Source organism: Erythrobacter donghaensis (assembly GCF_001557325.1).
In the GTDB taxonomy this organism is placed as follows: Bacteria; Pseudomonadota; Alphaproteobacteria; order Sphingomonadales; family Sphingomonadaceae; genus Erythrobacter; species Erythrobacter donghaensis_B.
The window spans coordinates 24,444-34,365 of sequence record NZ_LSJS01000115.1; the positions used below are offsets into that span (position 1 = coordinate 24,444).

Genomic DNA, 9,922 nt, shown 5'->3' on the forward strand with positions numbered 1-9,922 from the left:
AGCCTAGTTCGGCCAGTAGATATATTCGTCGCCCGCGCGGTACGGCTCGGCCAGGGTCTTGTCGATCGACACCGGCGTCTCGAAGGTGCAGGCATAGAGCGGCGGCTTGCGGCCGCGCTCGTGCGCAGCCAGCAAGGCCTCGAGCTCTGCGCGCTTCGCAGGCTCGCGCCCGGCGAGATTGACCCTCTCGGTCGGATCGGCGGCGAGGTTGAACAGCCACGTCTTGTTCTGCCTGCCGTTGACCTGCAGCTTCCAGTCGCCCGCGCGCACCGCCCGGTAATGGCCGCTCGACCAGAACAGCGGGGTCTGCGGGTCGAGCGCGGCGCCCCGGCCGGTAAGGGCTGCAAGCAGGTTGCGCCCGTCGATCGCCACCCCCTGCGGCAGGGGCGCGCCCGCGACGGCGGCGAAGGTCGGCATCAGGTCGACCTGCCCCACCGGGAGCGCGATCCGCGATCCCGCCGCCACCTGCGCGGGCCAGCGCGCCAGCAGCGGCACGCGGATACCGCCCTCGAAGAAAGTGCCCTTGCCGCCCCGGTACGGCGCATTGAGCCCGGCGAGGCCCAGATAGCCCGGCGCGCCGTTGTCGGAGGAGATCACCACCAGCGTGTTCCCGGCCAGCCCCTCCTCCTCGAGCTTCGCCATGATCCGCCCGACAGAACGATCGAGCGCGCGGATCATCGCCGCATAGACCCGCAGGCGGTGCGGGCCGATATCGCCCACCGCATCGTAATCGGCGCGGGTCGCCTGCAAGGGCGAATGCACCCCCCAATGCGCGAGGTAGAGGAAGAACGGCCGGTTGCGGTTCGCCTCGATCACCCTGAGGCTCTCATCGGTCCAGTAATCGGCAAGGTAGCCGCCGGGGGCGAATTTCTCGCCGCCGTTGTAGCTGGTGGCGTAATGCGCCGAGGCCCACAGGAAGCGGTCGATCGGATCGAAATCGATCCGCGCGCTGACCGCTTGCGGGTGATCCTCGGGCAGGTGCAGCAGCCCTTCCATGTTGAGGCTCTCGTCGAACCCTTGCGCGCCGGGGAGGAATTTGGGCGCATTGCCGAGGTGCCACTTGCCGATATGGACCGTGTGATAGCCGCGCGCCTTCAGCACCTCGGCGACGGTCACCTCCTCCGGCGGCAGGCCCTGTTCCTCGAAGGGCGGCGCGGAGGCTTCGGCGGCGTCGTTGGTGAGGACCGGCAGGCGATCGGGGTGCATCTGGTTCCAGACCATCGGCACGATCCGGGGGAAACCCGCGGGCGTCGGCGTGAATTCGAACCCGGTGCGCGTGGCATAGCGCCCCGTCATCAGCTGCGCGCGGCTTGGCGAGCAGGTGGCGTTGCCCGCATAGGCCTGGGTGAAGATCGCGCCCTCGGCGGCGAGCTTGTCGATATTCGGGGTCTTGATCCGGCCCCCCGCCACCCCGCCGCCGAAAGTCGAGAGGTCGTTCATCCCGAGATCGTCGAACAGGATGAAGACGATGTTGGGCGGGCGCTCGGCGGGGCTTTGCGCCGCCTCGGCCGGGCCCTGCTGCCACGGGACGGGGCGGTTCGCCGCGACCGGCTGGGTGCTGCTCCGCCAGCGCACCAGCGCGAGCGCGATTTCGGTGCGCAAGGCCCATGCGCCGCCCGCCGCCAGCGCCAGCCCGGCGAGCGTGCCCAGCACCGCCTTGTGCCAGCGCTTCATCCGGCGTCCGCGTCCGAACCGGCCCGCGTGCAGATGTTGAGCTGCCCTGCGAGCCCGGCATCGCGGTGCCTGGTGATCGCCTGGTATTCGGGCGACTGCACCATCGCCAGCATCGCCGCTCGCGTGGGGTATTCGGCGATGGCGACCATGTCCCACAGCTCCTCGACCTCGCCCAGCAGGAGCCCGGTCACCGTCCCGCCGAAGCGCACCTTCCCGCCGACCGCGGCGAGGCAGGCCTGCACCCCCGCAGCATAGCGGGCATAGGCCTCGCGTCCCGACAGCTCGGGCTCGGAGCCGTCGGCATAGGCGGCCTTGTCCCTGAACTTGAGGAGATTGACCATGCAGATCGGCTGGCCGTCATCCGCGCCGAAGAAGGCCATTGCCTGTTCGGGTGCGGGGTGGAGCTTGTTGGTGACGATCATTGCGGTGCTCCCTTGGCGGCGACATCGAGAATGGCGGCGACGAAACCTGCGGGGTCGTCCTCCTGGATGAAGTGCCCGCCCTTGAGAGTGCGGTGCGACTGTCCCGCGGTGCCGGGGACGCGGCCGATGAAGCGGGTCTCGCCCATGCGGGTGATCGGATCGCCGTCGGAAAAGGCGCAGAGGAAGGGCTTGTCCCATGCGTCGAGCACCTTCCACGCCGCCTTCTGGTCGGGCACGGCGGGATTGCCCTCGAAGGGCACGAAGCTCGGGAAGATCCGCGCGCCCGCCTTGTAGCGCGCATCGGGAAAGGGAGCGTCATAGGCGGCGATCTCCGCCGGCGAGAGGGGGCGCTTGGTGCCCGCGGCGATGATCTTGCCGATGGGAAACACCGGGCTCCACTTCGAGAACGCCCGCCAGATCGCGAAAGCGCGCGGCGCAGGGCCGCCTTCGGGCAGGCCGCCGTTGGAGAGCGCCACCGCGCGGAACCGCTCGGGGCAGGCAGCGACCAGCCGGAGCCCGATCAGCGAGCCCCAGTCCTGGCACGCGAGCGTGATGTCGGTGAGGTCCAGTCCCTCGAGCCACTGGCGCATCCAGTCGACATGGCGCGCATAGGAATAGTCGGTTTTGGCCGCGGGCTTGTCGGACTTGCCGAAGCCGATGAGATCGGGGGCGATCACGCGGTAGCCCGCCTCCACCACGGGGCCGATCATGTGGCGATAGAGATAGCTCCACGTCGGCTCGCCGTGCATCATCAGCACGATCGGCGCGTCGCGCGGGCCTTCGTCGATGTAATGGAGGCGCAGAAGCGTACCGCCCGCTGCGTCGCGCAGGTCGAAATAGTGCGACGCGAAGGGGAAGTCGACGGCGGCGAAAGCCTCTTCCGGCGTGCGCAGGACCTTCAATGTCTTCCCTCTCCCACTTCAATTGGCATTCTGAATGTCATTAGTCCGGCCTTGCGTCAATCCTCGGACGAAGGCGGCGGGCGACGCGGGTCGATCAGGCGGAAGCCGATATGGTCGGTGCCCAGCCCGCGCTCCTGGAACTGCCGCGCGGCAGGGCGGTAGCGGGCGCAGTAATTGGCCGCGCACAGATAGGAGCCGCCCTTTATTACGCCGGTAATGGGCGGGTTGTCGGCAGGCATTGGCGCGGTCGCCGTCCATTCCCAGACGTTGCCGATCATGTCGTGAAGGCCCCAGGGATTGGCGGCGAAGCAGCCTACCGGCGCGCGGCTGGTGAAGCCGTCGGTCCCGAGATCGCGGGCCGGGAACACCCCCTGATAGTAATTTGCCCGAGGCTTGCCCGCCCCGTCCAGCGGCTCGGGCAAGGCCGGGGCACCGGCGCGCGCGGCATATTCCCACTGCGCCTCGTCGGGGAGCGCCTTTCCGGCCCACGCGGCGTAGGCGAGCGCATCGGCGTAGGCGATCTGCACCACGGGGTGACGCTCCTGCCCGGCGATCCCCGCCCGGTCGCCCGCCGGATCGCGCCACTGCGCGCCCACCGCCCAGCGCCACCACGCGCGGTCGTCGGGCGTGGGGACGCGGAACACGGCCGAGCCGGGGCGCAGCATTTCGGGCGGCGCACCGGGGAGCGCGGGGGGCACGCGCTCGGCCACGGTGACATAGCCGGTCGCGGCGACGAAGGCGGCGAACTGCGCGTTGGTGACCTCGTGCGCGTCCATCCAGAAGCCCTCGACGCGCACCCGGCGCGGCGGGCCCTCTTCGGGGTAGGCGGGATCTTCGCCCATCGTGAAGGAGCCCCCCGGGATCCAGACCATGCCGTCATCGGCCAGCCCCGTGCAGGTGCTTGCCTGCGGGACATCGGGCGGCCCGGCTCCGCTGCAGGCCGCCAGCGAGGCACTGGCCGCAAGGGCAAGAAGCCCGCGCGCCATCATCCCTGCGACCAGCGCGCCAGCGCATCTGCGAGCATCCGCCGCACCACAGCCGCCGCCTCTTGCGGCGCGAGGTTCTGGTCGTGGCGCAGCAGCCGCCAGGTGTTGAAGCTGAGGATCACGTTGAGCCCCCGCGCGCCCTCGGCATCGGTGCGCACCGTCTCGGGCAGGTGCGCCGCCAGCGCCTCGGCCTCGAGCCGCAGCTGGCGGCGGTAGCCTTCCATCAGGAAGGCGGACTCGAAGCGCCGGACGTCGGCCGAGATGCGGTAGGGCATGATCGTCTCGAAGATCACGGCGCGGCGGGCGGCAATGTCGAACAGGCGCAGCTGCCACGTCGCGCCCTCGGGCGGGCGCATCAGGATCGGCAGGAGCTGGCCCTCGATCGCCTCGGCCATCTCGCGGTAGAGCGCGTCCATGTCGCGGAAGTGGCGGAACACCGATCGCAGGCCGACCCCCGCGACCTCGGCAACTTCGGCCGCGCTCGGCGCGACCTCGCCCCGCGCGACCAGATCGAGCATTGCCGCGACGATCTTCGCGCGGCTCGACCGGCTGCGCGCGCGGCGACCGTCGGCGGGGGCCGCGGCGGGGGGATCGCGCGTGATGTCCGGATCGGCCATCGCGCGAGCCTAGGATTTGGCACTCACCCTGTCAATTGACGCGCGAGCGCTGCCTGCGGCTCAATCGAGCCCGGTCTTCGGGAACATCCAGCGCAGGGCGAGCGGCGCCTCGAAGGGTGCCCAGCTGCCCTCGGGCTGCGCCAGCCGGTCGGCCAGCGCGAGCATGACGCTGGGATTGACCCCGAGGCCGCAATGGCTGGCATAGACCTCGATGTTCTCGGTGCGCGTGGCGGCCGGCTTCTGCACCGATCCGCGCCAGTGCACGATCCCGTCGGTCTTGGTGAAGATCGAGGTGGTCGGCACCGGCGGTGCCTCGCCCAGCGCGCGGAAACGCCCGCCGCGCATCGGCTCGGGCTCCTTGCCGTTCAGCAGTTCGAACAGGCGCGCGGCGCTGGTGTGATTGCGGTCGTCGGAGATCGGGCTGCCGAGGCTGACCACCAGCCGCACCCGCTCCGGATGGAGCTTGGCGAGCTCGCGCGCCAGCACCCCGCCGAGGCTCCACCCGACCAGCGAGACCTTGCGCCCGCTCGCGTCGTTCAATCGCTCCAGCTGGGCCTCCAGCCGGCGGATCAGCGCGTTGTCGACCTTTACATTGCGCCCGCTGTCCCAGCCGTGGGCGTCATAGCCCAGATCCTTGAGCAGCCGCCGCATCGGCACAGTCGAGGTGTTGGTCGCCATGAATCCCGGGAGCACCTGCACCGCGTGACCATCGCCCTTGGGCAGGCTGCCGAGCAGCGGACGGCTCACCAGGAAAGCGCCGAGTTCGAACATCGCACGCCCTTCGGCGAGCGTCCAGAAACGGTGCGGCGGCTGGGCAGCCGGCTTGAGCGGGGCGGCGAGCGTTGCCGATGCGGCCATGTCTTTATCCTTTTTCGGTTCGGTCGGGCGGCCGGTCATGCAGGTCTGGCTTTTGCCGCGGCGCGCGCCGGTTTGCGCCTCGCCGCCGGCTTGGCCCCGACCGAGGGCGCGACGCGCGCCCGTGTAGCAGCCAGCAGCGCGGAGAAACTATCCTCGATGCACTTTGCGTAGAAATCCGGGTCAGGCAGCAGCTCGCGGTCGGCGGTGAAGGCGATGGTCGCCTCGTCGCAGTAGCTCTGCACGACATGCCCGAGCCCGAGCCCGTCGGTCAGGCACAGCAGCCCCATCATGCTTTCGAGCCGTGCACCGGCGAAATGGATCGGCACCGGCGGGCCGGGCACGTTGGTCACCACCGTGGTGAAGGGCGGCGCGACCCCGCGATTGGCGAGGCCCAGCCGGGTATAGAGCTGCGCGCCCAGCGCCATGAACAGCGCAGGGGAAACCTTGCTCATCTCGGTCATGTTGCGCGCGCCGATGGCATCGGACATCGCCTTGGAATTGGCGGTCTGCGAATAGACGAAGGCGAGACGCTCGGCCGGGTCCTCGATATGCGTGCCGAGCGGCGCGATCATCGCGGCGACCTGGTTGCCCATGTCGCCCTTCTCGCCGCTGGAGCGCACCGAGATCGGCGCCATCGCGGTCAGGGTCTTCTTGGGCAGGTCGTCCTTGGCGAGCAGATATTGGCGCATCGCCCCGCCGATGATCGCGAGGAACACGTCGTTGACCTTCGCGCCCTCGACAAGCAGGCGGATCGCTTTGATGTCGGCGAGCTTGAAGCTCCTCCCCTCGACCACGCGGTGGGGTGAGATCGCGCGGTTGAAGCGCGATTTGGGCGCGAGCATGTCGGCGCTGACGGTGAAGTCCTTGACCACCAGACCCTTGATCGCCTTGGCAAGCCCCGGCGCGGCCTTGGCGGCGACCTCCAGTTGCCGCAACGGATTGGTGACCGCGTTGAAATAGCTCTTGCCGAGCAGTTCGATCGGGTTCGGGATGCGCTCGGGCTTCCAGCTGTCGGGCTTGGACGGCGGCGGATCGCCGGGGCGCAGGGTGTGCAGCGCCTCCATCAGGTCGATCCCGCTCATCCCGTCGATCGCGGCGTGGTGGACCTTGGTGACCATCGCGAAGCTGCCCGGCGCGACCCCGGGGATGTTGTCGAGGCCCTCGACCACGGTGAACTCCCATGGCGGCCGGTCGAGATCGAGGGGCCGCGCGAAGATGCGCGCCGCCTGGATGCACAGCTGCCGCCAGTCGCCGGGCTTGGGCAACGCGACATGGCGCACGTGATATTCGAGATCGAAGTCCGGATCCTCGACCCAGTAGGGGTAATCGAGATCGAACGGCACCCGCACCAGCCGCTGACGCATCGTGCGGCTCAATTGCGCGCGGGCGCCGATGAATTGCAGGATGTCCTTGAAGCGCACGAAGCTTCCGGGCGCGGTCGCGGGGTTGTAGATGAGGATCGAGCCGATATGCATCGGCGAATTGCGCGTTTCGAGCGCCACGAAGGACGCATCCATTCCCTGCAATTGGCGCAAGGTTCTCTCCCGGTTGGCACCCCTTTTCGGGGTTTTGTTGCGCGCGAGGCTAACAGAGCGCGGCGCGCGGTCAACTTGCCGCCCCCGTCAAGGGTTTCCGCCAGGGGCGCAGCAAGGCCAGCAGCGCGAAGCTCGCGAGCCAGTGTTCGCCCATGTAGTCGCCCTCGACATGGGGGAGCGCGGCGGCGAGGTGCTGTTCGGCGAGGCGCTGCAAGAGGTCTTGCGGATCGGTGCGACCCAAGGCGCGCGCGATGTCCCGCAGGCACCAGGCGCGGCTGAGGTTCAGCCCATCGAGATGCGCGATCTTGCCGTCCGAGCGGTCGGAGACGGTGACCGGGCGGCACTCGCGCGCGAGCCAGCCGTTCGCCTCCACCAGCGCCTCGAACCACGGCGCGAAGACGAGGTGCGGCGTGACCTCGCTCATCAGCAGCGCGGCGGTGAGGACGGGGGAGAGGAACTCGTCCCCGCCCGGCTCCCACCCGGCATAGTCGCTCCGGTGGGCGAAGGCGCGGGTTGCCCAGTCGTCGATCAGCATGACGAGACCGGTGTCGCGCGTCACCGCCCAGCGCCGCGCCAGCACCAGCGCGAAGGCGGTGTTGAAGTGGGTGCCGACGGTGATGGGATAGGTGAGGATGCCGAGGTAATCGCGAAACCGCGACGCGAAGGCGCGAGCGAGCGGTTCGAGCCGCGCGCCCCATTCTTGGTCCCCGTGCCGCGCGGCCTCGTGGTGGAGATAGAGCAGCCAGCCCCAGCCATAGGGCCGCTCGAACCCGCGCGCCGAGAGGCGTTCGAGATAGGCGAGCTCGGTCGCCAGCTTCTCGGGCGTGAAGGTCGTCTCGGCCAGCGCCGCGATCTGCACAGCCTCGGGCATGTCGGGAAACAGCCGCCGGAGCGTGAGCAGCGTCCACCAGCCGTGGACGCAGGAATGCCAGTCGAAGCTGCCGAAGAACACGGGATGCGCGTCCTGCGGGAGGCGCAGGTCTTCGGGGCCGGTGAAGACGTGGTCGTCCTTGAAGGGGAAGGCCCGCGCCACATGGCTCAGCGCCACGCGGGCGAAGGTGCGGGCGGTGTCCTCGGTCAGTTCCACAGCCAGAATGCCCCCACGTAAATGATCAGCACGTTGACCGCCCACAAGGGCACCGCCGTGCCGACCTGCTGGCGGATCACGCCGTTCTGGTCCTTCAACTCGAGCAGCGCGGCGGGCACGATGTTGAAATTCGCCGCCATCGGGGTGAGCAGCGTGCCGCAGAAGCCCGCCAGCATTCCGACGGCGCCGATCACTGCCGGGTTGCCGCCATGGGTCTCGATCAGCAGCGGAATGCCGATTGCGGTCGCCATCACCGGGAAGGCGGCGAAGGCGTTGCCCATGATCATGGTGAAGAGCGCCATCCCGGCGGCGAAGACGACCACGGCGAGGAACACGTTCCCTTCCGGGATCACCCCGCGCGCCACTCCGCCGATGATGTCGCCCACCCCCGCGAGCGCGAACACCGCGCCCAGCGCCGCCAGCATCTGCGGCAGGATCGCCGCCCAGCCGATCGAATCGATCAGCCGCCGCCCCTCCTGCGCAGGCGCCATCAGCGGCGGGCGGAGCCACAGCATCGCGCCCGCCAGTGCCGCCAGCACCCCAATGCCGAACAGGATCAGCGTCTCGCGCCGCGCCTCGAACAGCCCGGTCGCGCCCAGCGGCGTGTAGTTGTAAAGCAGCGTCCCCGCGACCGCGGTCAGCGGCACGACCAACGCGGGGAGGAACAGCTTGTTGCCGAGCCTTGCGGCATGGGCCTCGCGCTCCTGCGGCGAGGTGGTCGGCGGATCGCTGCGCTTGAGGCCGCCCAGCCCCGCGATTCCGACCAAGGCCAGCACCAGCACGCCGTTAGCGAGGTCCGACAGGTGGCTCCCGGCGAGGAAGCTCAGCGCCAGCAGCGCCCAGAAGGCGGCATTGCCCCAGCGCCCGTCCTTGAGCGAAAGCGCCGCCCACACCGCGAAGGCCGCCCCCGCAACCACATAGAGCCACTCGTAAGTGATCACTTGCCTGCCCTCCCCAGCCGCCGGTCGAAGGCGAGGATGCGGCCCGCATGGATCGCGAAGGCGAACAGCGCAGTCGGGATCGCCCAGACCGAGAGTTCGAGCGGGGTGAGCGGGTAGCCCGCCGCCTCGAACACGCCCTGGATCAGCAGGATCGAGGCAATCGCGAAGAAGATGTCCTCGCCGAAGAACAGGCCGACATTGTCGGTCGCGGCAGCCATCGCCTTGACCTCGTCGCGCGCCTCGTCGGGCAAGTCGCCGTGGGTCTTGAGCGCCGCGGCCTCGGCCATCGGCGCGACCAGCGGGCGCACCGCTTGCGCATGCCCACCGATGTCTTTCATCCCCAGCGCCGAGGCCAGCTGGCGGAAGGCGAGATAGACGACCAAGAGCTTGCCCATCGTCGCCCCGCGCATCCCCTCGATCGCGGCGCGGGCGCGCTGTTGCAGGCCGTAGCGCTCCAGCAGGCCGATCACCGGCAGGATGATCCAGGTGACCGAGATATAGCGGTTGTCGTTGAAGGCCTTGCCGAGCGCCGCGATCACCGCGAGCGGATCGAGCCCCGCCAGCACCCCGGTCGCCAGCGCGGCGCTCACAACCACCAGCAGCGGGTTGAACCGCAGCGCGAAGCCCAGAACGACGATGGCAATGCCCGCCAGCGGCCAGTAGTTCATTCGCCGAAGCCCCCTCCTCCGGGTGTCAGGATCACGAAGCTGTCGCCCGGCTGCATCTCGGCCGAGCCGGTTGCGCCGAGGTCCTCGAGCGTGCAATCGGCGCGCTCGACCCAGTTCCGCCCGGGGAGCGCATCGCCCCCGCCCGCAAGCCCGCGCGGCGCAACCTTGCGGCGGTTGGCGAGCATATTGGCGCGCATCGGCTCGAGGAAGGTGACGCGCCGTACCACCCCGT

11 protein-coding genes are annotated in these 9,922 nt (G+C 69.4%); all 11 read right to left on the reverse strand.

What is annotated here, in order from left to right; translation table 11 throughout:
* Positions 1-3: 3 nt before the first annotated feature.
* Positions 4-1,674, reverse strand: coding sequence for a sulfatase (locus tag AX692_RS06260; protein WP_073976111.1), 1,671 nt, complete (start codon positions 1,672-1,674; stop codon positions 4-6).
* Positions 1,671-2,096 (reverse strand): DUF1330 domain-containing protein, encoded by a 426-nt coding sequence (locus tag AX692_RS06265; protein ID WP_073976112.1) that lies wholly within the window; start codon positions 2,094-2,096, stop codon positions 1,671-1,673. Before AX692_RS06265 ends, AX692_RS06260 begins: the two co-directional genes overlap by 4 nt.
* Positions 2,093-2,998 (reverse strand): haloalkane dehalogenase, encoded by a 906-nt coding sequence (locus tag AX692_RS06270; RefSeq protein ID WP_073976113.1) that lies wholly within the window; start codon positions 2,996-2,998, stop codon positions 2,093-2,095. The genes AX692_RS06265 and AX692_RS06270 overlap by 4 nt, the downstream gene beginning before the upstream one ends.
* Positions 2,999-3,054: 56 nt before the next feature.
* Positions 3,055-3,984: an SUMF1/EgtB/PvdO family nonheme iron enzyme gene (locus tag AX692_RS06275; RefSeq protein WP_081095175.1), complete on the reverse strand. Its 930-nt coding sequence runs from the start codon at positions 3,982-3,984 to the stop codon at positions 3,055-3,057.
* Positions 3,984-4,601, reverse strand: coding sequence for a TetR/AcrR family transcriptional regulator (locus AX692_RS06280; RefSeq protein ID WP_230959500.1), 618 nt, complete (start codon positions 4,599-4,601; stop codon positions 3,984-3,986). Before AX692_RS06280 ends, AX692_RS06275 begins: the two co-directional genes overlap by 1 nt.
* 60 nt (positions 4,602-4,661) lie before the next feature.
* Positions 4,662-5,459, reverse strand: a complete 798-nt coding sequence (locus tag AX692_RS06285) for an esterase/lipase family protein (RefSeq protein ID WP_073976114.1) — start codon at positions 5,457-5,459, stop codon at positions 4,662-4,664.
* A 35-nt stretch (positions 5,460-5,494) separates the two neighbouring features.
* The gene (locus tag AX692_RS06290; protein WP_081095176.1) at positions 5,495-6,976 is read right to left on the reverse strand and encodes a WS/DGAT/MGAT family O-acyltransferase; all 1,482 of its coding nucleotides are present in this window, start codon (positions 6,974-6,976) and stop codon (positions 5,495-5,497) included.
* 88 nt (positions 6,977-7,064) lie between these two features.
* Positions 7,065-8,081 (reverse strand): DUF2891 domain-containing protein, encoded by a 1,017-nt coding sequence (locus tag AX692_RS06295; protein WP_073976116.1) that lies wholly within the window; start codon positions 8,079-8,081, stop codon positions 7,065-7,067.
* Positions 8,072-9,022, reverse strand: coding sequence for a DUF979 domain-containing protein (locus AX692_RS06300; RefSeq protein ID WP_073977241.1), 951 nt, complete (start codon positions 9,020-9,022; stop codon positions 8,072-8,074). Before AX692_RS06300 ends, AX692_RS06295 begins: the two co-directional genes overlap by 10 nt.
* Positions 9,019-9,690 carry a DUF969 domain-containing protein gene (locus AX692_RS06305; protein ID WP_073974482.1) on the reverse strand — a complete coding sequence of 224 codons (672 nt, stop codon included), beginning with the start codon at positions 9,688-9,690 and terminating at the stop codon, positions 9,019-9,021. The genes AX692_RS06300 and AX692_RS06305 overlap by 4 nt, the downstream gene beginning before the upstream one ends.
* Positions 9,687-9,922, reverse strand: a 236-nt coding sequence (locus AX692_RS06310) for a hydantoinase B/oxoprolinase family protein (protein ID WP_155646273.1), incomplete at its 5' end; no start/stop codon positions are given. The genes AX692_RS06310 and AX692_RS06305, both read right to left, overlap by 4 nt.